The 24,270-nt window shown below is 33.1% G+C and carries 25 protein-coding genes; 16 read left to right on the top strand and 9 right to left on the bottom strand.

Going from position 1 to position 24,270, the window contains the following annotated elements:
* Window positions 1-183: 183 nt before the first annotated feature.
* Window positions 184-723, top strand: a complete 540-nt coding sequence (locus MY490_RS21570; protein WP_432707027.1) for a PTS sugar transporter subunit IIA — start codon at window positions 184-186, stop codon at window positions 721-723.
* A 26-nt stretch (window positions 724-749) separates the two neighbouring features.
* Here the strand turns inward: MY490_RS21570 and MY490_RS21565 are convergent, their stop codons facing one another.
* Complete coding sequence (locus MY490_RS21565) at window positions 750-1,796, bottom strand: acyltransferase family protein (RefSeq protein ID WP_248267469.1); 1,047 nt, start codon at window positions 1,794-1,796, stop codon at window positions 750-752.
* A gap of 359 nt (window positions 1,797-2,155) precedes the next feature.
* Here MY490_RS21565 and MY490_RS21560 point away from each other — a divergent pair, with 359 nt between their 5' ends.
* The 6 genes from MY490_RS21560 (at window position 2,156) to MY490_RS21535 (ending at window position 9,359) form a co-directional block, all read left to right on the top strand.
* Complete coding sequence (locus MY490_RS21560) at window positions 2,156-3,076, top strand: ABC transporter ATP-binding protein (protein ID WP_248267468.1); 921 nt, start codon at window positions 2,156-2,158, stop codon at window positions 3,074-3,076.
* Window positions 3,073-4,170, top strand: coding sequence for an ABC transporter permease (locus MY490_RS21555; RefSeq protein WP_248267467.1), 1,098 nt, complete (start codon window positions 3,073-3,075; stop codon window positions 4,168-4,170). The genes MY490_RS21560 and MY490_RS21555 overlap by 4 nt, the downstream gene beginning before the upstream one ends.
* Before the next feature lie 164 nt (window positions 4,171-4,334).
* Window positions 4,335-6,482, top strand: a complete 2,148-nt coding sequence (locus tag MY490_RS21550) for a YhgE/Pip domain-containing protein (protein ID WP_248267466.1) — start codon at window positions 4,335-4,337, stop codon at window positions 6,480-6,482.
* A gap of 106 nt (window positions 6,483-6,588) precedes the next feature.
* Complete coding sequence (locus tag MY490_RS21545) at window positions 6,589-7,518, top strand: glycosyltransferase family 2 protein (protein ID WP_248267465.1); 930 nt, start codon at window positions 6,589-6,591, stop codon at window positions 7,516-7,518.
* 112 nt (window positions 7,519-7,630) lie between these two features.
* On the top strand, window positions 7,631-8,614 hold the full coding sequence (locus MY490_RS21540; RefSeq protein WP_248267464.1) for a YeiH family protein: 984 nt from the start codon (window positions 7,631-7,633) through the stop codon (window positions 8,612-8,614).
* 76 nt (window positions 8,615-8,690) lie between these two features.
* Window positions 8,691-9,359 carry a uracil-DNA glycosylase gene (locus tag MY490_RS21535; RefSeq protein ID WP_248267463.1) on the top strand — a complete coding sequence of 223 codons (669 nt, stop codon included), beginning with the start codon at window positions 8,691-8,693 and terminating at the stop codon, window positions 9,357-9,359.
* Between the two features lie 57 nt (window positions 9,360-9,416).
* On the opposite strand, the gene MY490_RS21530 is transcribed toward MY490_RS21535, so the two are convergent.
* On the bottom strand, window positions 9,417-10,229 hold the full coding sequence (locus MY490_RS21530) for a Cof-type HAD-IIB family hydrolase (protein ID WP_248267462.1): 813 nt from the start codon (window positions 10,227-10,229) through the stop codon (window positions 9,417-9,419).
* Between the two features lie 139 nt (window positions 10,230-10,368).
* Here MY490_RS21530 and MY490_RS21525 point away from each other — a divergent pair, with 139 nt between their 5' ends.
* Window positions 10,369-10,659 (top strand): YwdI family protein, encoded by a 291-nt coding sequence (locus MY490_RS21525; protein ID WP_248267461.1) that lies wholly within the window; start codon window positions 10,369-10,371, stop codon window positions 10,657-10,659.
* 18 nt (window positions 10,660-10,677) lie between these two features.
* Window positions 10,678-11,043, top strand: a complete 366-nt coding sequence (locus MY490_RS21520; protein ID WP_248267460.1) for a DUF423 domain-containing protein — start codon at window positions 10,678-10,680, stop codon at window positions 11,041-11,043.
* 51 nt (window positions 11,044-11,094) lie between these two features.
* Here MY490_RS21520 and gerQ read toward each other — a convergent pair whose 3' ends face one another.
* From gerQ to hemQ, 3 genes are all read right to left on the bottom strand, one after another.
* Complete coding sequence (gene gerQ, locus MY490_RS22265; protein ID WP_348983776.1) at window positions 11,095-11,481, bottom strand: spore coat protein GerQ; 387 nt, start codon at window positions 11,479-11,481, stop codon at window positions 11,095-11,097.
* Between the two features lie 28 nt (window positions 11,482-11,509).
* Window positions 11,510-11,938 (bottom strand): cell wall hydrolase, encoded by a 429-nt coding sequence (locus MY490_RS21510; protein WP_248267459.1) that lies wholly within the window; start codon window positions 11,936-11,938, stop codon window positions 11,510-11,512.
* Window positions 11,939-12,159: 221 nt separating this feature from the next.
* Window positions 12,160-12,906 carry a hydrogen peroxide-dependent heme synthase gene (gene hemQ / locus MY490_RS21505; protein WP_248267458.1) on the bottom strand — a complete coding sequence of 249 codons (747 nt, stop codon included), beginning with the start codon at window positions 12,904-12,906 and terminating at the stop codon, window positions 12,160-12,162.
* A 235-nt stretch (window positions 12,907-13,141) separates the two neighbouring features.
* Here hemQ and pta point away from each other — a divergent pair, with 235 nt between their 5' ends.
* Window positions 13,142-14,113, top strand: coding sequence for a phosphate acetyltransferase (gene pta / locus MY490_RS21500; RefSeq protein ID WP_248267457.1), 972 nt, complete (start codon window positions 13,142-13,144; stop codon window positions 14,111-14,113).
* Window positions 14,114-14,246: 133 nt separating this feature from the next.
* On the opposite strand, the gene MY490_RS21495 is transcribed toward pta, so the two are convergent.
* Window positions 14,247-15,092: an octanoyl-[GcvH]:protein N-octanoyltransferase gene (locus MY490_RS21495; RefSeq protein ID WP_248267456.1), complete on the bottom strand. Its 846-nt coding sequence runs from the start codon at window positions 15,090-15,092 to the stop codon at window positions 14,247-14,249.
* A 363-nt stretch (window positions 15,093-15,455) separates the two neighbouring features.
* Window positions 15,456-16,304, bottom strand: a complete 849-nt coding sequence (locus tag MY490_RS21490; protein WP_248269450.1) for an RsfA family transcriptional regulator — start codon at window positions 16,302-16,304, stop codon at window positions 15,456-15,458.
* A gap of 219 nt (window positions 16,305-16,523) precedes the next feature.
* Between MY490_RS21490 and MY490_RS21485 the strand changes: the two genes are divergently transcribed.
* Together MY490_RS21485 and MY490_RS21480 are read left to right on the top strand one after the other, a co-directional pair.
* Window positions 16,524-16,751, top strand: a complete 228-nt coding sequence (locus tag MY490_RS21485; RefSeq protein WP_248267455.1) for a YuzB family protein — start codon at window positions 16,524-16,526, stop codon at window positions 16,749-16,751.
* Between the two features lie 382 nt (window positions 16,752-17,133).
* Entirely contained in the window at window positions 17,134-18,447 is a 1,314-nt protein-coding gene (locus MY490_RS21480) for an HD domain-containing protein (protein ID WP_248267454.1), read from the top strand.
* Window positions 18,448-18,498: 51 nt separating this feature from the next.
* On the opposite strand, the gene MY490_RS21475 is transcribed toward MY490_RS21480, so the two are convergent.
* Window positions 18,499-18,684 carry a 2-hydroxymuconate tautomerase gene (locus MY490_RS21475; RefSeq protein WP_025671006.1) on the bottom strand — a complete coding sequence of 62 codons (186 nt, stop codon included), beginning with the start codon at window positions 18,682-18,684 and terminating at the stop codon, window positions 18,499-18,501.
* 164 nt (window positions 18,685-18,848) lie between these two features.
* On the opposite strand from MY490_RS21475, the gene MY490_RS21470 reads away from it, so the two are divergent.
* Window positions 18,849-19,517, top strand: coding sequence for a site-2 protease family protein (locus MY490_RS21470; RefSeq protein WP_248267453.1), 669 nt, complete (start codon window positions 18,849-18,851; stop codon window positions 19,515-19,517).
* A gap of 10 nt (window positions 19,518-19,527) precedes the next feature.
* Window positions 19,528-20,040: a YwhD family protein gene (locus MY490_RS21465; RefSeq protein WP_025671008.1), complete on the top strand. Its 513-nt coding sequence runs from the start codon at window positions 19,528-19,530 to the stop codon at window positions 20,038-20,040.
* A gap of 156 nt (window positions 20,041-20,196) precedes the next feature.
* On the opposite strand, the gene MY490_RS21460 is transcribed toward MY490_RS21465, so the two are convergent.
* Window positions 20,197-22,215, bottom strand: a complete 2,019-nt coding sequence (locus MY490_RS21460; protein ID WP_248267452.1) for a transglycosylase domain-containing protein — start codon at window positions 22,213-22,215, stop codon at window positions 20,197-20,199.
* A gap of 312 nt (window positions 22,216-22,527) precedes the next feature.
* Between MY490_RS21460 and speE the strand changes: the two genes are divergently transcribed.
* Both speE and speB read left to right on the top strand, forming a co-directional pair.
* On the top strand, window positions 22,528-23,355 hold the full coding sequence (gene speE, locus MY490_RS21455; RefSeq protein WP_025671010.1) for a spermidine synthase: 828 nt from the start codon (window positions 22,528-22,530) through the stop codon (window positions 23,353-23,355).
* A 12-nt stretch (window positions 23,356-23,367) separates the two neighbouring features.
* The gene (gene speB, locus MY490_RS21450; RefSeq protein ID WP_069033703.1) at window positions 23,368-24,240 is read left to right on the top strand and encodes an agmatinase; all 873 of its coding nucleotides are present in this window, start codon (window positions 23,368-23,370) and stop codon (window positions 24,238-24,240) included.
* The last annotated feature ends 30 nt before the right edge of the window (window positions 24,241-24,270 follow it).

The raw sequence follows: 24,270 nt of genomic DNA, 5'->3' as shown, positions 1-24,270 counted from the left end.
AATGATTCATTAGAGGTTTTTCATGTCTATTATTGTAAAAATGATACAGTTTTGTTAATAATTCAATAAAAGTTCATCTTTTCTTTAGCATAAAAGTATTTTTTCTGTTAGGATAATTAGTATTATTTTTTCTGAAAAGATAATGATAAGACTGGAATCTAAATTAAAGAAAAGGTGAGTATTATGTTTAACAAATTAAAAAAAATGTTCGGTTTAGAGGAAGAACAACAACAAGGATCTGCTCCTGTAACTAAAGAAGCAGCTAAGGAAGTTGTCATTAAAGCGCCATTAACTGGAGAAATACATCCACTATCTGAAGTACCAGATCCTGTATTTGCAGAAAAAATGATGGGTGATGGATTTGCTATTACACCTTCTGAAGGTGTTGTAGTAGCTCCTTTTGATGGAGAAATCGTACAAGTATTCCATACAAAACACGCTATTGGAATTCGTTCAAATGAAGGTGTTGAAATCTTAATCCATGTTGGACTAGAAACAGTTAAACTAAATGGTGAAGGTTTCGATGCGCATATAACAGAAGGACAAAAAGTTAATGCTGGAGATCATTTATTAACATTCAATATGGACTATATAAAAGAAAATGCAAAAAGCACAATTACTCCAGTTATTTTTACAAATGGAGATGCGCTAGAAAATATTAAAGTTACAGCAACTGGCTCAATTCAAAGAGGTACAGACGCAGCTATTGCTACATTAAAATAAAAAAATAGCCCTAGGGCTATTTTTTTTTATGCAGTTCTTACTTTAAAATGTTTTCGTTTTACATTTAAACCAATGAATAATGGTTTTATAGTAGGTTGTGATTCAATAATAAATTTCTTCGCAATCATAGGCACAGCTAAACCAATCATTGTGTACAATAACGGTCCATAATCGAAAAACTGTGAAAAAACAGCATTCGCAAAAATATGGATGTACATTATTGTTAATGATTCTTTACCAAAGATTGTGCAAGGCTGGATAAATTGTAGTTTTGCTAATTTTTGACATAAATATAGTACGGCAATCGTCATTGTTATTGGAATCAAAGCATCTAAAAATAAATGGTTATATCTTAAATATTTAAGACTTAGATGGTAGTCTAATTTATTCAATTCATATAAGGTCATATAAACGATGCTAAGTGCAATACATGATATTCCAAGGAAGTTAGAAATTGACGCTATCAACTTTTTCGTAAAGAAACCTAACCCTAAAAAGAAAATAGCTAGTAGAGCAACATCCATATTCCATGGAATCGAAATTTCATTAAAGGTATTTTTACCAATATGTGGAATTAATTTAATTGTTTCAAAATGTGCAAGCAAATAGCAAGCGATTACGATGAATAGACGGGTACTATTCTTTTTAAAGTATAAACAGATTAACGCAAATAATATTTGAGTAATAAATAAACATGTCACATACCAAAATACGCCATGGACTCCAGTAATAAATCTACCACCAATTAACAATGATAGGACTTCTTTTACTAAATTTGATTGGTTAATGGTACCGTCTATTACCTCAATTGTCATGTTATATAAACTAAATAAAACTAAATACGTACAGTACGGTACAAGTAATCTACATGTTAGTTTTTTTATAAAAAATTTGAGTTCATTAATTGAATTGACCGGTTTAAATAAATAGCCACTAATAATAAAAAATAAGGGCATATGGAACCAGTAAATAAATGTAATAGAATTCGGACCTTCTGTAGAATGACCATAAACAACCAAAAAGATGCCGATCATTTTGGCAACATCCAACCAATTTTCACGTTCTATTTTCATTTTATCACCTTGTTTTTGTGGCTCGCCTAAAGAGTAAAAACTTCAAACCATAGCCAATTTTTTTAAATAATGTCCAACATATTGTAACCGATGAGTATTACAAAGTGACAACATGGACGTTACAATCAAGTTATAAAATGTAAATGAATATTTCATAAATGCAATAAATAAATTTTCATATTAGGTGTAGAATCGGATGATAAATATTGGTAAAAAATGTAAATTTTTATTAAAAATTATTAATATTCAGTTCTTTCGACAAATATATTAATTTTTACATTATATACTTAGCAGGCTGAATTAAAAATGATAGTACACTTTTAAATAATTATTTCATTAGTCGAGGTGAAGGGAAAACAATGGGCTCAATTATTAAAGTTGAAAATCTTAAAAAGAGATATGGAGATTTTTACGCTGTTAATGGAATTAGTTTTGAAGTTGAAAAAGGTGAAGTATTTGGATTACTCGGCCCAAATGGAGCTGGTAAATCAACAACAATGGAAATGCTTGTAGGCTTAAGAAAACCAGATGAAGGAACGGCTACTATTGCAGGGCATGTGATCGGTAAAGACTCATATAAAATCAAACAAGAGATTGGAATCCAACTCCAATCAACATCATTATTTGAACTGTTAAAAGTAAAAGAAATCATTGAAATGTATGCAAGCTTTTATCCAAGTCATATTCCAATAGAACCGTTGATCGATGAAATGCTTTTATCTGAGAAACAAAATAGTCTAGTAAAAGGATTATCAGGAGGACAAAAACAGCGATTAGCGATTGCATTAGCATTAATTCATGATCCTCAAATCATATTTTTAGATGAGCCAACTACAGGACTTGATCCACAAGCTCGTAGAACGTTGTGGGAAATCATATTAAAACTAAAAGAACGAGGTAAAACAGTAGTTTTATCAACCCACTATATGGATGAGGCTCATGTACTAGCAGATCGCATTGGTATCATGGATAAAGGCAAATTAATTGCGCTAGATACACCAAACAATCTAGTTAGTTCAATTTCTGCAGAGAGCGCGATTGAATTTAAGACAAAAATACCAGAGCAAGATGAAAAGTTCGCACATTTAGATAATGTAATGAATGTCGTGATTAACCATGATTTCGTAACATTGTATACTCGTAACTTACAAGCTTCATTAATGGCTTTGCTTGAATATACAAAAGAACAAGATATGACAATTTCGGATTTATCGACTAGAACTGCGACTCTTGAGGACGTATTTTTACATATGACTGGAAGGGGGTTACGTGAAGAATGAAGGCTTATTATCAATTGACTTTAGCGCAACTCCGGATTTATGTACGTAATCGTCAAGCACTAATTTGGACACTATTATTTCCTTTTTTCTTTATGATTATTTTCGGATTAATGTTTAATGATGGAAATACAACTAGTTATTCAGTAAACCTAATTGATTATGATAACACTCAAGTAAGTAAACAAATTACAACTGTTTTAGAGAAACAAAAGTCGCTTAAAATTCATAAAAAAACAAACGAATTAAAGTCTAGGAAATTATTATCTGATGGTAAAACCGATTTTGTAATCGTCATTAAAAAAGGATTTCAAAATCAAGTTACAACTAAACAACAATCCGCTCCTGCACAAATAAAAGTACTTTATAATGAAAGTAATGCAGGCCAGCTTCAAGGTGGAATAGCAACGATTACAGCATATGTTGATGCCGCTAGTAAACAAATGGCCGGGTATACACCTAAAATCGTAACAGACTTTAAAGGAGTAGCTGGAATTACTCTTTCATATTTAGACTTTTTAGTGCCTGGGATTATTGCAATGCAAATCATGAATAATAATATGAATGGTGTCGCTGGCCAAATTGCGTCTTGGAGAGAACGAGGCGTACTAAGACGAATGCAAGGCACCACATTAAGAGCCTCAACCTTTATTGCCGCTCAAATTACAGCAAGGCTAATATTAAATAGTTTACAAGCTATCTTAACAATTCTAATTGGCTACTTTGGATTCGACGTTAGTATTCGAGGCTCATTCCTGTTAGTAGTATTGTTTGTTGTATTAGGTACATTAACATTTATGAGCATTGGATTTATTATAGCAAGTTTAGCGAAAAGTCCAGAAAGTGCTGGGCCAATTGCTGGCTTCATTTCGTTCCCACTAATGTTTTTAGGTGGAGTATTTTTCCCTGTAAAAAATATGCCCGAATATTTACAACCAATTATAAAGACAATTCCAATTACGCACTTATCAACCGCAATGCGTGACATCATGAATGTCGGAGCGTCATTTGGTGATTTACTTCCAGATTTCGGCTGGCTATGTGTCTGGATGGTCGTAAGCTTCTTAATCGCTGCACGTACATTTAGATGGGAGTAAGGGCAGAAACTAGATAATGAATTTTGCAGAAAAGACTTTCGCTAATTTGGTGAAAGTCTTTTTTATTTTACCTTTTCTTATCCCGACTCCCATTCTTGCCTTTAAGAATAGTTATGCAGAATTTATTGCATACTATTTAAAAATTAAGATTAGGTGAGTTATAGGTGAGTTCAATATTTGAAATCTATTTTCGTGATGTAAAGCGGGTTGTAACAAATTGGGCTGCATTGATGATTATCATTGGTTTAATTATCATGCCCTCAATGTATGCATGGTTTAATATAAAGGCCTCTTGGGATCCGTACGGCAATACAAAGGGCTTAAAAATTGCAATAGTAAATGAGGATCATGGTGCTACTATCTTAAACAATAAAATTAATATCGGAAACGAAGTAATACATTCTTTAAAACAAAATCCTTCTTTAGGCTGGAGATTTACAAGTAAAAAAGTCGCAAATGAAGGGGTTAAACAAGGAAAATATTACGCTAGTATTTTAATCCCAAATGATTTTTCAAATAAAATTAGCACGGTTTTAACAAATCATCCTCAAAAACCTGAACTCGTTTATCAAGTTAATGAAAAGCTAAATATTGTTGCGCCGAAATATACTGAAAAAGGTGCAACGGGTATTGCGAGTGAGATTACAAAGAAATTTGAAAAGACCGTAAGTAAAGAAGTATTGCAGGAGTTTAATAAAATAGGAATTGATTTACAAGCAAATTTACCTGAAATAAAAAAATTTGAACAAATGGTTTTTAAGCTTGAAAAAGACTTACCCGAAATAAAGACAACTGTGAATACAGCCTTAAATGACTATAAAAAAGTACAAAGCGTTATTCAAACTACAAAAAAAGACATGGAATTGATTAATAATATCATAGCAAATGGTGAAAAATTAACGGCAAGTTTAAGTGGGTTTTTTAATCAAATTAACAAAGCAATTCAAGATTCAACTCCACTTATTAAAGAAACACTTAACCTACTCCAAAACCAGTCTGTTGTTATGCAAAGTACATTATCACAATTACAGAATCAAACGTATAATCAAGACGAATCCTTGAGGCTATCGAATGAGATCGGAAAAGTGCTACCGAATTCAAGAAATATGGTTACTTCTTTAAATCAAGTTCTTCAATCATTAAATAGCTTAGGTACTAAAGTAGATTTTAGTAAAAATGTTAGTACATTAAAAGATTTAGAAGCAGATCTATTGATGATTCAAAATGAAAATGCTCAATTAAAAAGTGCAATACAAAGCGGAAACGGTCTACCGAGTGATTTACTTAAAAAGATGAGTGAAAGCGTGGCAAGTTTAAATAACAAAGTAAACAGTTTAACTGGAAATTTTGATCAAGATTTAGCGCCAAAAATAAGTGAAGCTTCAAGATTAGTGAATGAATCATTAAAAAATACCCAGACTGTTTTGGCTGATGCAAAAATGAATATACCTACAATAAAAGGTGTACTACAGGACACCTCAAATTTATTAGCAACCAAAAAGGGTGATATACAACAATTAGTAAATGAGTTACCAATGATTGAAGCGAAAATAAAAAAAATAGCGAATGAAATTAGAAAGGCTAAAGAAAAAGGAAGCATCGAGGATTTAATTAATTTTCTACGAACAGATATAGAGAAGGTAAGCGACTTTTATTCCAGCCCAATCACTATAAAAAAGGAGCGAATGTTTCCAATACCGAATTATGGCACAGGCTTGACCCCTTTTTATACAACATTGTCGTTATGGGTAGGAGCTTTATTAATGGTATCGTTATTAACTACTGAAGTACATGAAGAAAAGCCATATAGAAGTAGAGAAGTTTATTTTGGAAGACTATTGACCTTTATAACTATTGGGGTATTACAGACATTAGTAGTGACTACTGGTAACTTCCTGATATTAGGTACTTATGCAGCAAGTAAAGGTTATTTTATCTTATTTGCACTATTGATTAGCATTGTATTTACGTTTATAGTTTATACGCTTGTTTCGGTTTTCGGAAATATCGGGAAAGGCATCGGTATTATTTTTTTAGTTCTCCAAATATCTGGAGCGGGAGGAGTTTATCCGATTCAAGTAACTCCGCCATTTTTCCAAAAAATAAACCCGTTCCTGCCTTTTACCTATGCATTAAGCTTGCTAAGGGAGGCGACTGGTGGAATCGTTTGGGAAACCATTTATAAGGACCTTCCAATACTAGTTCTTTTTGTCATCATTGCAACCATTGTAGGGGTAGTTCTTAAACCAACTATTAATAAAAGAGCAAATAAAATTGCGGATCTTTCCAAGAAGAGTAGACTCATCCATTAGTCGTTTGAAAAAAAATTCATATAAAAATCATTGAACTGTTTTGCCAAGTGCTATAACATAGATAAAAGTTATATCTTCATAGCTTTAGGAGAAGTAGGTGTTTTGTATGAAATTATCAGTTATTGTATATTGCTATAACAATGGAGAAAATTTTGAGAGATTTCACGTTAATTTATCAAATACAGTAAAATTACTTAAAGAAGATTATGAAATTATTTATATAAACGACGGAAGTGATGATGATACACTACTAGCACTTCAAGTTGTTGCAAATCATAGCAGTCATTTGAAATATATCTCGTTTACTCGCCGCTTCGGAAGAGAGGGAGCAATTTGTGCTGGACTTGAACATGCAAAAGGCGATGTAGTCATTCTAATGGATGGCAACTTTGTACATCCACCGAATGTTATATTAGAAATGATGGATGAATACAAAAAAGGACATAACCATGTAGTAGCATCGAAAAAAATAGAGAATACAGTTCTAAAAAAAGCAAAAAAGGGCATTTTTGAGAAGGTTATTAAAAAATTTGTGGACCCTGATATTTTGCAAAACGAATCAGACTTTCGTTTGTTAAGCAGAAAAGTAGTGAATGCTATTTTAAGCATGCCAGAATCAAACCGCTATTCAAAAGGTATTTTTAACTGGATTGGTTACAAGATAAAAACAATTGAGTTCGAAATAACATCAAGAATCATTAACAAAGAGTCCGAAGTAAAAAGAATAGATTCAATAAAAAGATCTATTGAATATATATTGTGCTTTAATACAAGACCATTGAGGTTGTTAACGAAAGTCGGATTATTATTAATTGGTATAAGTATTGTAATCTTTATTATGATGAGCTTTAAGGTTCTTTTAGTTGGGATTAGAATTCCTGGATTATATACGATATCCAATTTTATTATGTTATTTGGCGGGGTTCAAATCTTGATGATTGGAGTATTAGGCGAATATTTAGGTAAGATTTATTACGAAACAAAAAGAAGACCCCAGTATATTGTTGAAGCTTCAAGCTATGATGAAAAAAATTAAATGTTAAAATATGATAAATTTGGAAATTCGACAAGAATCTTGTCGAATTTCTTTTTTCGTTACATAATATTCAAAGATAGAATAATATTTTAATGAAAGCTTGGAGAATAATATGGGGAATATTTATAAAGTTATTCCGGGGGTAATTCTTTGCCTTTTTATTGCACTTATTAGTGAAACATTTTCTTATATATTGCCGGTTGGAGCTGCAACATTTTCAATATTAATCGGGTTGATTGTCGGTAATACAGTACATCTAAAGCCTTATTTTGAAGGCGGTAGAAAGTTTGCAGAAAGTAAATTATTAGAGGTCTCAATATTTTTATTAGGAGCAACGATCAGCATTCAAATGATTAGCCTACTAGGATTAAAAGGAATTTTGTTAATCGTAACACAAATGTGTTTAGTCATTATTTTTACGATCTGGTTAGGCGAAAAATTAGGTTTTGGTTTAAATTTTAGCTATTTAATGGCAAGTGGAAATGCAGTTTGCGGTTCGTCAGCAATTGGAGCAACAGCCCCAGCTATACAAGCCACACAAGAAGAAAAAGGATTGGCTGTCACACTCGTAAATATGATGGGAACTGTTTTAATGTTTATTCTGCCTTTAATAGCATCTGTACTATATCACTCAGAAACATTGCCCACCTCAGCACTTATCGGAAGTACATTACAATCAGTTGGACAAGTAGTTGCTAGCGGTAGTTTAGTAAATGATGAGGTAAAGAATTATGCCACTTTATTTAAACTAATTCGAGTAGTTTTTTTAGTTGTTGTAGTTTTTAGCTTATCTACTATAAAAAGAAGACACTTAGCAGAGGAATCTATTGAAAAAGTAAAAATTCAATTTCCTTGGTATGTAATTGGGTTTGTCATCCTTTGTGTTTTTTGTAGTTTAGGATTGCTACCAAGTTGGGCTACGAATATTTCAAATAAGACTAGTCATTTATTTGAGATTATTGCATTGGCTGCAATCGGTTTAAATGTAAATCTAAAAATGATCATTAAACATGGGAAGTCGCTTTCACTTTATGCATTAAGCATCGTAGGTTTTCAAATCATCATCGCAATTTTGCTAATTCAAGTAATCTATTAATAACTGCGAACAACGACAAGAAACAACAAAACAGATCTATTTCTCGGGAAATTTCGTCAGGAAAGGTGGTATTTCATTGCTTCAACTATCATCAGATTGGAGAGAAAAATTAAAACCAGAGTTTGAAAAACCGTATTTTAAAGATTTATTGGCATTTCTTGAAAAAGAATACAGTGAACAAACAATATACCCTGCCAAAGAGCATTTATTTCAGGCTTTAAACGAGTGTTCATATGAAAATTGTAAAGTTGTGATTATTGGACAAGATCCTTATCATCAGCCAGGTCAAGCACATGGTTTAAGTTTTTCTGTATTACCTGGAGTAAAAATACCTCCTTCATTAAGAAATATTTATAAGGAATTAAACAAAGATTTAGGGGTAGAAATTCCAACGAGTGGTTATTTAATAAAGTGGGCGAAGCAGGGGATTTTATTATTAAATACTGTTTTAACTGTTCGTGAAGGGGAACCGAATTCGCATAAAAATAAAGGATGGGAACTATTTACGAATACAATCTTATCCGAGTTAAATAAGCAAGATCGTCCGATTATTTTTGTTCTATGGGGTAAACATGCTCAAGCTAAAGAAGAGTTGATTACGAGTAACCACCACGTCATATTAAAGTCAAACCATCCAAGTCCATTGTCAGCTAGTAGAGGGTTCTTTGGGAGTAAACCATTTTCACAAATTAACCAAAAACTAGTAGAACTTCAACTAGAACCGATTGACTGGACAGTAGAGTAGTTTATAAATGAAGTTTAAAGAAGGGTTGTCTAAAAAGACAGCCCTTTCTTGCATTCATTACTTATTACTCAATATAAACTTTTCAACAACTTTAGCGACGCCATCTTCGTTATTTGTATCAGTGACATAATCTGCTTGTTGCTTAATTTCTTGAGGTGCATTTCCCATCGCAACACCTAGACCCGCAAATTTAATCATTGGTAGGTCATTATATCCATCTCCTACAGCGATTACTTCGTCCTGTCGAATTCCTAAAATTTGAATTAAATGATTTAGACTTTTACCTTTATCTACTTCACTGTTCGTTAGTTCTAAAAAGAATGGCTTCGAGCGCATGACACTAATTTTACCTTCAAGCTCTTTTTGAAGTGTTTTTTCAACTTGAGCTAATTTTTCTGGATCTTCCAACATTAACAATTTTACAACGTCATTTTGCACATGCTCAGTAAAGCTGCTTACTTCTTTAATAGGCATGCCTGTGAGCTGGCCTTCGATATCAGTATATTGATTACCTTTTTCTGTAATAATATCATTTTCAACATATGTATGAACGAAGACATTATGTTTCTTACTAATCTCATAAAGTTCATGTGCTTGCTCTTTTGTTAGTGTACATTCATAAACATTATTTTTTGTTCGATAGTCAGTAATGATTCCTCCGTTAAATGATAGGACATAGCTACCATAATCATGTAGTAATAGTTCCTCGGCTAACTTATGCATAGCAAAGGTTGGTCTACCGGAAGCTAACACTACTTTTACACCCATATCTTGAGCTTTGAGTAAAGCTTCCTTCGTTTTTTGCGAAATAACATGTTGATCCGTTAAAAGTGTGTCATCGATATCCAAAACGATCATTTTATAGTTCAAATTACATTACCTCCTAAAAATTAACTTTTTTAGTATACCACCGTTCGATTAAAATAGTGCTTAATTTGGTTGGTATTCGCTTTCAGAAAAAAGCCATAGTATAATAGGATTTATTGGATTGTGTTAATAAAGTTTGGTGGTGATTTATCTGAATATCAGTGTAGAAAAAGTAATCCAGCAAATTGAAAATGAGTTACATAAGGCAAAAGTAAGTACGCAAAAACCTGGACAGTTTAGAGAAAGAATTGCCAGTATTCGTTCTTTATGCGAGTTGCTTCTTGAAGACGAAAGCAACGGTGTAGAGGTTCCAAAGAATATAGTAACTAGTGGTATCGTTCAATCAATACCAAGTCAGCCTATTATGTCCCGACCTTCTGTTATGCCGAAATTGGATGACTCGGAACAAAGTGGATCATTATTAGATTTTTAAGATAAAGGGGGAGAAGAAGTGAAACTATTTTTTTTATTAGGTAGTATTTTTGCTTTTTTAGCAATCGCATTAGGTGCATTTGGAGCACATGGACTTGAGGGGAAAATTTCCGAAAGATCACTACAAATTTGGCAAAAAGCTGTTCAATATCAAATGTTTCAAACAGGTGGTCTATTTATCATTGCATTTTTAATTGATAAATTTGGTTCAACAACTCAATTAATGTGGGCGGGATGGTTATCTATAATAGGAATCATCTTATTCTCAGGAAGCTTGTACATATTAAGTATATCTGGAATTAAAATACTAGGTGCGATTACTCCACTAGGTGGTTTAGCATTTTTAGTAGCTTGGATATTAGTAGGAATTTCAGTAATGAAATAAGAAAAGTGTTCAATAAAAGTGCATTTATTGCACTATATTGAACACTTTTTTTTAAAGTTGATAAGGTAAAGCTATTTCTTCGTCAAATGTAACGTAATCTAAGTAAATTGTTAACAATATGAAGGTTTTAGTTGTATTTACATCTCTGAGTACAATATGATCGCGTCCAGCTCCCATAATATACCCTACAAATACTTGCTGTTGGTGACCAGTAAATGTCATATAAACCGTAGCAATTTTCCCACGATTGGCTCTAAGTATATTTTCTACATAGGATTGTTCAAAAAGGCCAGCCGTGGCAGTAACTTGACCTTGTTGGGAAATCATACCGCCTGATGGTGCTGCAAATCCTTGCCCCTGTCCTGCTTGTTGTCCTTGCCCTTGGGCAGGTTGCACCGCACGATAAAGATTTGGATAATATTCGTAAGGATTACTCAAAGAAAAAACCTCCCTTAGTTAAATCAAATTAAACGCTATAAACTTTAGGACAATCTCCAGCAGTTGGTTGATAAAAGCAATGCGACTTAAATCTTCCTGCTAGTTTTTGGTTAAACCAAGTTCCTGGGCATGAACCTGCAGGTCTGAAGAACCATAAGCCATAAGTTGCTGGCCAAAAACGCTGTCCCGCTATTACTTTTCTAGATAGCTCAATATCTTGGTCCCTAGCACGTTGATAAAAGTAAGATTTTTGAACAGCTTCGAATCCACCTGGATTCTGATAAACCATATCTGTTAAACTTCGAATGTCTCTAAAATCTAAGCAATCAGACAAAACCCTATTAACACATACATTTCCAACCATTAACATACCTTCTTTACCTTCACCTTCAGCTTCAGCACGCATTAATCTAGCAAGTAAAGAAACCTCGGCATCGGTATATCGAATTACACCCATAAATAAGCCTCCTCATCCGAATTATCTATTCTGCATGAATCCCATTGGTGATCGGAAAGCGAGGACTAATTAGTTCGTTCACTACTGTAACTATATTAAAATTGAAAGAAACATATGACTTCTTTTCCAACAGGAAAATAAAAAAACTTCTCAAAAAAGAGAAGTCTTTTAATTTATATACTATGACTGATCGTATTCAGTGGATACCCTTAAGTATTCAATTATACGTAAAGATATTTTGAGAATGCGTCTTCTTTTAGAATCGTTCCAACAAAGAATGAACCAAATACTCCATAACGAGCACTTACTTCATCAAAGCGCATTTCATAGATTAATTTTTTGAATTGAAGTACGTCTTCAGAGAATAAAGTAACTCCCCATTCATAATCATCAAAGCCTACAGAACCAGTAATAATTTGTTTAACTTTACCAGCGTATCCACGACCAATTTTTCCGTGGCTGTACATCATTTCTTTACGAGCACCTGAAGGAAGCATGTACCAATTATCTTCGCCTTCACGTTTTTTATCCATTGGATAGAAGCATACGTATTGAGATTTTGGTAAAGCAGGGTAAAGTCTAGCGCGAACATGCGGATTTTGATATGGATCGCCATCTTCTTCGCTTAAGTAATTACTTAATTCAACTACAGAAACGTATGAATAAGTTGGAATCATATACTGAGATAATGTAGTTTTATTAATTTCTGTTTCAATATGTAATAACTCATCCATTGTAGGTCTTAAAACCATAAACATAATGTCTGCTTTTTGACCTAAAATATTGTAAATAGCATGGCTACCTTCACCAGTATCAGCAACTTGGTTCCATTTTGAGAAAACTTGTTGGAACTCTGTAATCGCTAGTTGACGCTCATCACTACCTAATTGTTTAAAAGCATGCCAATCCATACTTCTAAAATCATGTAAACAATACCAGCCATCTAAAGTTTTTGCAGCTTCACTCATTTTAAATCCCCCAAACGTTATCGTATTGATTTTCATTTATATAGCATACTACAAATAAAAGTATTTTGTAAAAACATACAAAATTATACAAAATCCAAATTTAGTTAGAAAATTAGGAATTAATTTACTTTAAATGATAGCGCTTTATTAAATATATTATATTTTTCATTATTCTAAAAAGGTTTTATTCTAATTATGTACAAATAAAATAATTTTAAAGATCTTGGAGGCAATTATGAGCAACTTATTTGAAAGCATTAAACAAAAAGTATCAGGTAAAGGTATTTCAATTGTTTTACCAGAAGGTACAGATGAGAGAATCTTATCAGCAGCTGACAGACTAGCAAAAGAAGATGTATTAAAACCGATTTTAATAGGTAACGTAGATAACGTAAAAGAAAAAGCAAGTAGCTTAGGATTAGAACTTCAAGGTGTAGAAATTTTAGACCCATCTACTTATGAAGAAATGGAGCAATTAGTTGCATCTTTTGTTGAACGCCGTAAAGGAAAAGCGACAGAAGAACAAGCTCGTAAAGCATTATTAGATCCAAACTACTTTGGAACGATGTTAGTATATGCAAACATTGCTCATGGTTTAGTTAGTGGTGCTACACATTCAACAGCCGATACAGTACGACCAGCGCTTCAAATCATTAAAACAAAACCAGGCGTTACAAAAACATCTGGTGTATTTATCATGGTTCGTGAGGATGAGAAATACGTATTCGCAGATTGCGCGATTAATATTGCCCCAAATAGCCAAGATTTAGCTGAAATTGCAATTGAAAGTGCAAAAACAGCTAAACTATTTGACATTGACCCTAAAATCGCAATGTTAAGCTTTTCAACTAAAGGATCTGCAAAATCGCCTGAAACTGAAAAGGTTGCAGAGGCAGTTAAAATTGCAAAAGAGCTTGCTCCTGAATTAACTTTAGATGGCGAGTTCCAATTTGATGCAGCATTTGTTCCTTCTGTTGCAAAAAGCAAAGCTCCCGATTCAGTTATTCAAGGAGATGCTAATACATTCGTATTCCCAAGCTTGGAAGCAGGTAATATTGGTTACAAAATTGCTCAACGTTTAGGTAATTTTGAAGCAATCGGACCAATCCTACAAGGACTAAATATGCCTGTTAACGACCTATCTCGTGGTTGTAACAGTGAAGACGTATATAAATTATCAATCATCACAGCTGCACAGTCACTATAATTAGGACGGAGTTAAGAAAAAGAGTGCTCTTAAGTCAATGAACTTTTGAGCACTCTTTTTTTTATGGAACACCTAGTGTTAGTTTAATTACTGATAAATCTCAATATAAGAAAATCATAAAAAACTGTTCTAATCATTCTTGCATAGAACTTATATCCGAATTACGATTAATCATTCGTTGCAAGTGATAATTATATAATTCTATTTCATCATCTAGTAAGGAGTTAGGTGTTAATTTTGGCGTTAATTTAATTAATGATTGAAGTAGTCTTGTCATTACATCCGTCACTGTAAGATTTAATGATAGTAGTTCAGAAAGAGATGCCATTGTTTCAGGTATAATTGTAGGATATTTAAACGAAGTTTCTTTGTTATCAATCGCAATTTTATAAAAATCTTTAATAATTGAAGCACGTTTTGAACCACTTTCGTTAATACATAAATAAATTTGAACAGCAACCCCTTTACGGATCCTACGTTGAGAGATACCCGCAAATTTCTTGTCATTAATACTTAAATCAAAATCTCCTGGACAATATGATCCTACTATTTCTTTTGCAACTATTTTATCTGTTATATCCTTAAACATATCTTGAATTAGTGCATACATCGTTTCATAACCATCATTAATTTGCAGCTTATGTTCCACTTCCGGAAACAGGATCGATATATTTAGAACACCTTCATCTAAAACAACAGCAAGCCCACCAGAATTTCGTACGATTGCTTTGTATCCCTGATCATTAAGGAATTTAACCCCATTTGTTAAATTCGGTAGTCTAGTATCTTGAATACCTAAAACTATTGTATTGTGATGTACCCAAGTACGAATTGTTGTTGGAGACTCCATTTTCCCAATTTTTGTACATAATGTGTCATCTAATGCAAAAGATTGGATCGCCTCAAAGGATGGTCCTAAAGTTGAGCCGTCTATAAAACGTATTTCATCTGTTTGTAACCGATTCAAATGTTGATTCATTAAATAAGCCCCTTGCGTTTTGCGTTTGTTTTCCTATTTTAGCATGGTTTTAAACTAAATAAAAAAACTTCATATTCTAAATAGTAACTATAGGTTGAAAATAATTAGAATCAAAATATAGTAATTAAATTATGATTTCAGAAAACAGATCCATATAAATCTATTCGAGCTGAAAATAATAATCGTGTATATAGGCGCTTCGTTCAGTGACCCAGTCACTCTTGAAAAACAGCTAGCATTCTTTAAAAAATCATTTTTAGGAAATTAATAGACTGTAGCAGGATTTTCAAATATAGTATGCATAAAAATAGAGGAACTAAATCTTAATTTTGATTTAGTTCCCCTATATTAAAACCGACAATGTTATTCTGCAATTTTTTCTAAATTTCCGTTTTTATCCATTCTAAACGATGTTGCTGCTGGTTTCTCTTCCTCTTCAAATAATACTAATTTTCTAGCACGGTTCATTATTTTCATCATTGTTTCATAGTCTTCTTGAACAGTAGTAGCGTCTTTTTCAAGCTTTTCTACTTGTCTCTGTAACTGTGAATTTCGTTCCTGTAATTGCATAAGCTCTCTTTTTAGTTGATCATTTTCACGGACTAAACGATCGCTACCAATTTGACTGCTTGAGAGACCTTGTAAGAACTGGATGACATCAAACATTGTAATTGAACTTTTTCTTGTATTCATTGGTGAAGCTGGTGGAGTCTGAGTCTGTGATTGATACTGATTTTGAACGGAAGGAATACTAGAATAGATTTCAGTCGTTGGTTCCTCGATATGCCTTACTTCTACACTTACATCATTTTCATTATCAGTTTCCACAAAAGACCCAAATTCTTGATCGAGTTCAACACCATATTCCAAATCTTGTTCATCATTTAAATAACGATCCAAATTACTAGATACATCTGTTTGTATATAACTAGATTCAGAAGGTGTATATAATAATTTTTTCTTTGCATCTTCACCTTTAGCGTGTCGAAGCTTTTCTTTACGAAATTTCTTTGCTAATTGAAGTGCTTTCTCATAATTATAGCGGACTACAGCATTCCAACGAAAACCACATGCAGCCGAAGTACGTTCTAAAACATCGCCTACTTCTTCAAAGGCATTTAATTGGGTACTACCTTCTCGTACGTGACGTAAAACGGTTTCTGCTAAAAGTAAATCATTTTCTTCAGTCCAAGCATCCTGTCTTAATTTCATCATAGAAATTTCCCCTCAACTTTCTTTTATTCAATTAATGATTTAATTTCCTAGCTGATTAATAGAAGTTTGGACAAAAAAATAGAAAACTATACAAAAAATAGAAAATAATAGAATACTATTTGGAGTGATTTAATTGGAAAACTTGCATGTCCTTTTTGGAACGAGTAAAATTACTGCTGAGTATGTTCAATTTAGAACAGAAAGGGTTGTAAAAAAATGTCAAATGAATTCAGAATATGTGATGACTGCCAGGCGACAAATATTAAAACATTAGTCCCTCGCTTAAAAAGAATAGATGATGAAGCAGAGATTAAAATTGGTTGTCAATCTTACTGTGGACCAGGGCGTAAAAAATCATTTTGTTTCGTAAACAATCGTCCCTTATCTGCACCAAACGAAGATGAACTACTTGTAAAGATAAAGTCAAAACTAGGTAAGAATTAAACGCTCCTTCATCTTTAGGAGCGTTTTTTTGATATAATAGATTGAAATGTGGAGAAAGCTTGCCCAGCTCTGAAGGGAATATCTCCATTCAGCTGAAGAAGTGGCGATTTTTCCACTTCGAAGATGGATGGAATATTACCGAAGAGCTAGCTTTCGGAACTAGACACCATGAAATACCTATTTTAACTTTAATATTTAAGGATTAAGGGATAAGAATTAATAATAAATGTAGAAGATTGGTTTTTACCTTCCTTAACATTTGGTTATGACTTTAGGGGTTAATGCTTAGAGCGACATAAGGAAAGATAATAGAGTCCTGTTCAGAAAGTAAATCAATTAGCATATAAAGAAATTAGTATACATATTGAAAGGGGGCCAAGATATGTCATATCGTTTCCAAAAGCTTTATGAGGAAAAAGTATTTAAAGATCCTGTACATCGTTATATTCACGTAAGAGATCAAGTTATTTGGGATTTAATAGGTACGAAAGAATTTCAGAGACTACGCAGAATTAAGCAGCTGGGTACTACTTATCTGACGTTTCATGGAGCTGAGCATAGTCGATTTACTCACTCGCTTGGCGTTTATGAAATTATAAGACGTATGGTAGATGATGTTTTTTCTGGTCGTCCTGAATGGAATGATGATGATCGCTTATTAGCTCTTTGTGCTGGATTATTACATGATGTTGGTCATGGTCCTTTTTCGCATACATTTGAGAAGATTTTTAATTTAGATCATGAAAAATTAACGAGAGAAATTATTGAGGGTTCAACAGAAATTAACGAAATCCTAAGAAAAGTAAGTGATGACTTTCCTAAGAAAGTATCAGAAGTCATTGAGAAAACATCGGCGAATAAGTTAGTTACGAGCATGATTTCAAGCCAAATTGACGCAGATCGAATGGACTATCTTCTTAGAGATGCATACTACACTGGAGTAAGTTACGGTAATTTTGATATGGAACGTATTTTGAGAATTATGCGTCCTCGACCAGATGGCGTTGTTATTAAACAATCAGGTATGCATGCTGTTGAGCACTACTTGATTAGTCGTTTCCAGATGTACTGGCAAGTTTACTTCCATCCAGTATCTAGAAGTGCGGAAGCCATTTTACAAAAAATATTACAAAGGGCTAAATATTTGCACGAAACAGGTTACCATTTTAATTATGTTCCAGTTCATTTTGGTCTTTTGTTTGAAGGAAAAGTTGATTTAGATGAATATATCAAATTAGATGAATCAGTCCTTTTGTATTATTTCCAAGTATGGCAAGAGGAATCTGACCAAATCTTGAGTGATCTATGTCAACGGTTCTTAGATAGAAAATTATTTCAATATGTAGACTTTGATACACAAAAACATACTGAAAAGTTTGCTGAATTAAAAGATTTATTTTTAGAAATAGAGATAGACCCGGAATACTATTTAGTTATTGATACAATTTCAGACGAGGCTTATGATTACTTTAGGTATGGTGAAGAAGGTGGGAAGAAGCCGATTTTACTATTGCAAACGAACGGTGATTTGAAAGAAATCTCGCGTAAATCAGAGCTAGTAGATGGAATAACTGGTAAAAAGTTATTCGATTCTAAGTTATATTTTCCTCATGATTTAATTTATAACAATCCTGATGAAAAGAAAAAGAAAGTAATCGAAATGATTGAAGAAATAGCAGGGGCTAAAAGAAGATAAAAATAGTAAACGGAAGTTTCTCCGTTTACTATTGATGTATGTAAGGAAATTCTATTCGTCACTAAGGCGCTTGCCTGCAACTGCATAATGGTTTTTTGTCATTTCTTCAATGAATACAACAATCTTTTCAGTTGGAGCACCTGTTGTTTCACTTACAGCATCAGTAACTTTTTCAACTAATGCTTTCTTTTGTTCTTCAGTGCGACCTTCTAGCATTTTTACTGTAACGTATGGCATAATATGACCTCCTTCGTTTTATTTCATTTTTATTATAACTCAGGAAGTCAGAATAATAACGATTAAATCGATTAACATTGAAGAAATCATAAAGAATAAATTAAACTATAAATAAATTAACCGTTCAGTTACATAAAACAGCCATTTCTCGAAAGGAGCAAAGAATGGGATCATTTTTTCAATATCCATTAAAAGATATACCATTAATATTATTAGTTGTTGCAATTTCGTTATCAGTTCATGAATTTGCGCATGCTTATGTAGCTTATAAATTTGGAGATGACACGGCAAAAAGACAAGGCAGATTAACGCTTTCTCCATTTAGACATTTAGACATTTTCGGTACAATTGCGATTATTATTTTAGGCTTTGGTTGGGCAAGACCAGTTCCTGTAAATCGCCATAACTTTAAACATCCGAGATTAGCAGGAATTTTAACCACTGCAGCGGGTCCGATTAGTAATCTAATTCTAGCGACGCTTGGTTTAATCGTTTATTCATTATTATATAAATACGGATTTTTTCATTCTTTCCCACAAGCACTATCACTTACTTTAGATTCTTTTTTTAATATTTTCATTCAAATGAATATAGTATTATTTGTATTTAACTTAATTCCTCTTCCACCACTAGATGGATATCGAATTTTAGAGGATTTGGCTCCTAATGATCTTCGTGCAAAAATGTCACAATATGAGCAGTATGGGGCATTTGTATTTTTAGTTTTAGTATTAACTCCATTAGATAACTATACAATTCAACCAATTTTTCAGGTTGCTATACCGTCAGTTTTTCATTGGATTAATTCAATCGTTACACCATTAATTTTTTAGGAGGGGCACAATGTCTGATCAACCAAAAAAGAAATCACTAGGTTTTAATATATTAAAAAATGATTCAACGAGTGGGCATGGCGGATTTGGTGTTGGAGCAATTAGTTTAGAAAATATTTCGCCTGTCTTTATTGATATACAAGAGAATGATGTTTTTGTAGATATCGGTGCAATGCACGCAAGAAGTTCAGTTGAAAAGGGGATCAAGTTTTTAACGAATGAGGATGAAGTTCCTAATGGAAAACCTTATTGGTTAGTGTGGGTCGCAACTGAGCGAACGGAAAGCGGTCCTTATTATGCTGGAGTAACAGGTTGCTACATGACTGTTGATCGTGAAGCTAGAAGGGGATATAAGCTTCTTCCTGACCACGTAAATAAAATGGATAAAGCGATGAAACGTAAAATAATGGTTGAACAGATGGATGAAAAGTCTCGTAAATTATTAGCCAATTTCTTAAAATCGCACAATGAAGAGATGTGGAATAATTCATCTGAACAATTAAAAACTGAACTTTTAGGTTAGTATACTTTTTATTGGAAAATTATATAAAAAATTTGAAGAAATCGTCGAATAATCTTTTTACATTTAAGACTAAATAAAGTAAACTAATAATAGCTTGGACAAAGCTAGGACTAGGACAAACAAAAGACCTTACCAATTTGGTGAGGTCTTTTGTTTTTACAGTAAATATTTTGAATACCAAGGCTTACTGTCTTTATTTTCCTTTTTATGTTTTGGGTACATTTTTTTATTCATACAAGGTTTTGTAGGTTGTGTCCCTTTACGAAAATAAAGTGAAACCTTATCGCCGCAGCCTTCTTTATACAAAAGACCAGTCTTTTCATCTACAGCAACTTTAATTAGATCACTAGGTAGTTTAGTGTCTATATTTTTATCCAATAAATTTGTCATAACTGATGCCCATACCTTCTTCGACAGTGAACCTTCCTCTATGGTTAAATTTTTTGAATGATCATATCCAACCCATACTCCAACAATAAGATTCGAATGGAATCCAATCATCCAACTGTCCGTTTTTGTAGTGCCAGTTTTACCATAATAATCTTTTGATAGTTCAGGAATAATACTAGTACCTGTTACTGGCAAGTAGCTTGAAAAATTTGTGTTGAACATACCGTTCATTAGTTGTTTAAGAATAATGGTTTGATCTTTATCTAATCTTTGTTTTTTATCAAACTTTTCTTTATAAATTGTCTTTCCAGTTTGAGTCTTAATCTCTTTTACGAAATGGGGAATAACTTCATTACCATTATTTGCAATTAAAGCATACGCTCTTGTCATATCGAGCAATGAAGCATCTTGAGTGCCGAGTGCCATTGAAGCTAGATTGTTATTTGGTATGGTTAAATGGAATAACTTCTGTGCTTTAATAAATTCGTCAGTTCCAATCGCCTGTTGGGTTTTTACAGCGTATATATTGTCTGAAACGGCAATAGCTTTAGCTAGAGTAATTGAATCATGTGCGTATAGATTACCACTATTTTTTGGGCTATATGAATCTCCATTTTCAAAATGAAATATTGTAGGCTTACTTTGAAGTCTTGTTGAAGGGGTATATCCATTTTCGAGTGCACTGTAATATAGAATTGGTTTTATTGTACTTCCAACCTGTCTTTTCGACGCTATTGCTCGATTAAATAAAAACTGTCCTTTCTCACGGCCTCCTGTCATCCCTAATACTTCACCAGTTTGACTATTTAATACGACTACACTAGCCTGTAAATCAGGTATTGGCCTAATATACTTATCAAAAGCTTGATCAATGTGTTTTTGAATAGCGGGATTAAATGTTGTATAAATTTGGCTACCATTGTTATTGATTGATTGTCCAATTGAAGCAGTAATTTCTTTTTGAACGCTTTGTTGGAAATAGGATGTAAATGAAGAATTTGAAGTGTGTTTAATTGGTTTTAACCTAATCGTTTCATCAATTGCATTTTTAACACTTTTTGAGTTGATTAATTTATTCTGTTCAAGTGCTGATAAAATTCGTTTTTGCCTTTCCTTTACTGATGAAAAATGAACATAAGGATCATATTTAGAAGGGTTGGCTGGAATACTTAATAAAAATGTCGATTCACCAATTGTCAGCTCGTTTGTCTCTTTTCCTAAGAAGGTATTTGCCGCAGTTTCTAGACCATATATACCATGTCCAAAATAAATGGTGTTTAAATATGCTTCTAATATTTTATTTTTACTGTAAGCTGACTCAAGTCTCATCGTTAAGTAAGCCTCTTTTAATTTACGATTAAGTGTTTTTTGTTGTGAAAGATATAAGTTTTTTGCAAGTTGCTGGGTTATTGTACTTGCGCCTTGAGCGTATTGTCCCTTTGTTATATTAATTAAAATAGCAGAACCCAACCTTTTTAAGTCAAAGCCATGGTGATGAAAAAAATTACGATCCTCAGATACTAAAATACTATTGATTGCAATTGGAGGCACATTTGCAATTTTAAGTGTTTTACGATTTTGAAGTAGCTTAGTTTTACTAATTAGCTTTTGATTGTGATCATAATAACTGGAATTTGACTCAATAAATAATGAAGGTTTTGTAGACGTAGCTGCAAACAAGTAGACACAAGATAAAAATAGTGTTCCTGAAATTGAAATAATCGTAAGCAAAATACCGACCTTTTGAAGTGTACGCCAATGAAAAGAGTAATTGATATTATACAAAAATGTATCCTCCTCTCGATTCGTTTCTCTAATTTAATACTAGTATGGTAGATTAAGAGAAATTTTATTCAAATTAACGTAGAAAAAATATCAAATAATTTAGCTTTAAAAATCTTGCATTTCACAAAAATTACTCTATACTTTTCTTTTGTACGGCAAAAAATTGTCGTAACAACACAAATCCGATAGGAATTAGGAAGAGTGGGGATAATACGAAACATAATCGGAAAAGTGGAGGCGCTTTGTTCAGCCCCGACAAAACGATACCTATGTTTCAAACTAAATCTTGATAAAGAAGGGTAGATGCATTAAATGGAATTATGGTTTACTGAAAAACAAACAAAAAACTTTGGAATTACGGCTAAAATTAATAAAACTTTACATACAGAGCAAACTGAGTTTCAAAAGCTTGACATGGTAGAGACAGAAGAGTTCGGAAACATGCTTATTTTAGATGGTATGGTTATGACTACTCAAAAAGATGAGTTCGTTTACCACGAAATGGTTGCGCATGTACCTTTATTCACACACCCAAATCCTGAAAACGTATTAGTTGTAGGTGGCGGTGACGGCGGTGTTATTCGCGAAGTATTAAAACACCCAAGCGTAAAGAAAGCAACTCTAGTTGAAATCGATGGAAAAGTAATTGAGTACTCTAAAATATATTTACCTGAAATTGCAGGAAAATTAGAAGATCCACGTGTAGAAGTAAAAGTAGACGATGGATTTATGCATATTGCAAATAGTGAAAATGTTTACGATGTAATTATGGTAGACTCAACTGAACCAGTTGGTCCTGCAGTTAACTTATTTACAAAAGGCTTCTATGCTGGTATTTCTAAAGCATTAAAAGAAGATGGTATTTTTGTAGCTCAAACGGACAACCCATGGTTTACTCCTGAGTTAATCACACAAGTTCAACGTGATGTAAGAGAAATCTTCCCAATCACTCGTTTATACATTGCAAACATTCCAACATATCCAAGTGGAATGTGGACATTTACAATCGGTTCGAAAAAACATGATCCACTTGAAGTAGAAGAGAATCGTTTCTTTGATATTGAGACAAAATACTATACTAAAGAGCTACACAAAGCAGCGTTCGTATTACCAAAATTTGTAGCTGATCTTACTAAATAAGGGGGCTTTATTATGCGTTTTGATGAAGCTTATTCTGGAAATGTATTCATTAAGAGTCATCCAAGCTTTGAAGAAAGTAAAGCAGTTATTTATGGTATGCCTATGGATTGGACTGTAAGTTTCAGACCAGGCTCTCGTTTTGGTCCTGCGCGTATTCGTGAAGTTTCAATTGGATTAGAGGAATATAGTCCATATCAAGATAAAGAACTAGAAGAAGTTAAGTATTTTGACGCAGGGGATATTCCATTACCATTTGGTAATGCGCAAAGAAGCCTTGATATGATTGAAGATTATATTGACGGGTTATTAGCTGAAGGTAAATTTCCTCTAGGAATGGGTGGGGAGCATCTTGTATCATGGCCAGTAATGAAAGCTATGTACAAGAAATACCCGGATTTAGCTATTATTCACTTTGATGCTCATACTGATTTACGTGATTCATATGAAGGTGAGCCATTATCTCACTCAACACCAATTAAAAAAGTTTGTGATTTAATTGGACCAAAAAATGTTTATTCATTTGGAATCCGTTCTGGTATGAAGGAAGAATTTGAATGGGCTAAAGAAGTTGGAATGAATTTATTCAAATTCGAAGTGCTTGAGCCTTTAAAGAAAGTACTTCCAACGCTTGCCGGCCGTCCAGTATATGTAACGATTGATATCGATGTATTAGATCCTGCACATGCTCCTGGAACAGGAACTCTTGAAGCAGGTGGTATTACATCAAAAGAAATGCTTGATAGCATCCTAGCAATCGCAAACAGTGATATTAACGTTGTTGGGGCAGACTTAGTAGAAGTAGCTCCAGTTTACGATCATGCAGAGCAAACTCAAGTTGCGGCAAGTAAATTTATTCGTGAAATTTTACTAGGTTGGGTAAAATAAATAGATTTGCAAAAGGCGATTTTCGTTCAT

The sequence above is a fragment of the Gottfriedia acidiceleris genome, assembly GCF_023115465.1.
Taxonomy (GTDB): Bacteria; Bacillota; Bacilli; order Bacillales; family Bacillaceae_G; genus Gottfriedia; species Gottfriedia acidiceleris_B.
The sequence above is the reverse complement of the archived record's forward strand: the minus strand, read 5'-3'. Positions and strand labels throughout refer to the sequence as shown.

Coding starts and splice junctions, on each gene's coding strand:
- pta (WP_248267457.1), top strand. CDS start 13,142: ATGAGCAACTTATTTGAAAGCATTAAACAAAAAGTATCAGGTAAAGGT.
- MY490_RS21540 (WP_248267464.1), top strand. CDS start 7,631: ATGGGGAATATTTATAAAGTTATTCCGGGGGTAATTCTTTGCCTTTTT.
- MY490_RS21510 (WP_248267459.1), bottom strand. CDS start 11,938: ATGGGTGTAATTCGATATACCGATGCCGAGGTTTCTTTACTTGCTAGA.
- MY490_RS21555 (WP_248267467.1), top strand. CDS start 3,073: ATGAAGGCTTATTATCAATTGACTTTAGCGCAACTCCGGATTTATGTA.
- MY490_RS21480 (WP_248267454.1), top strand. CDS start 17,134: ATGTCATATCGTTTCCAAAAGCTTTATGAGGAAAAAGTATTTAAAGAT.
- MY490_RS21495 (WP_248267456.1), bottom strand. CDS start 15,092: ATGAATCAACATTTGAATCGGTTACAAACAGATGAAATACGTTTTATA.
- MY490_RS21465 (WP_025671008.1), top strand. CDS start 19,528: ATGTCTGATCAACCAAAAAAGAAATCACTAGGTTTTAATATATTAAAA.
- MY490_RS21475 (WP_025671006.1), bottom strand. CDS start 18,684: ATGCCATACGTTACAGTAAAAATGCTAGAAGGTCGCACTGAAGAACAA.
- MY490_RS21565 (WP_248267469.1), bottom strand. CDS start 1,796: ATGAAAATAGAACGTGAAAATTGGTTGGATGTTGCCAAAATGATCGGC.
- hemQ (WP_248267458.1), bottom strand. CDS start 12,906: ATGAGTGAAGCTGCAAAAACTTTAGATGGCTGGTATTGTTTACATGAT.
- MY490_RS21545 (WP_248267465.1), top strand. CDS start 6,589: ATGAAATTATCAGTTATTGTATATTGCTATAACAATGGAGAAAATTTT.
- MY490_RS21560 (WP_248267468.1), top strand. CDS start 2,156: ATGGGCTCAATTATTAAAGTTGAAAATCTTAAAAAGAGATATGGAGAT.
- MY490_RS21490 (WP_248269450.1), bottom strand. CDS start 16,304: ATGAAATTAAGACAGGATGCTTGGACTGAAGAAAATGATTTACTTTTA.
- speB (WP_069033703.1), top strand. CDS start 23,368: ATGCGTTTTGATGAAGCTTATTCTGGAAATGTATTCATTAAGAGTCAT.
- speE (WP_025671010.1), top strand. CDS start 22,528: ATGGAATTATGGTTTACTGAAAAACAAACAAAAAACTTTGGAATTACG.
- MY490_RS21485 (WP_248267455.1), top strand. CDS start 16,524: ATGTCAAATGAATTCAGAATATGTGATGACTGCCAGGCGACAAATATT.
- MY490_RS21570 (WP_432707027.1), top strand. CDS start 184: ATGTTTAACAAATTAAAAAAAATGTTCGGTTTAGAGGAAGAACAACAA.
- MY490_RS21470 (WP_248267453.1), top strand. CDS start 18,849: ATGGGATCATTTTTTCAATATCCATTAAAAGATATACCATTAATATTA.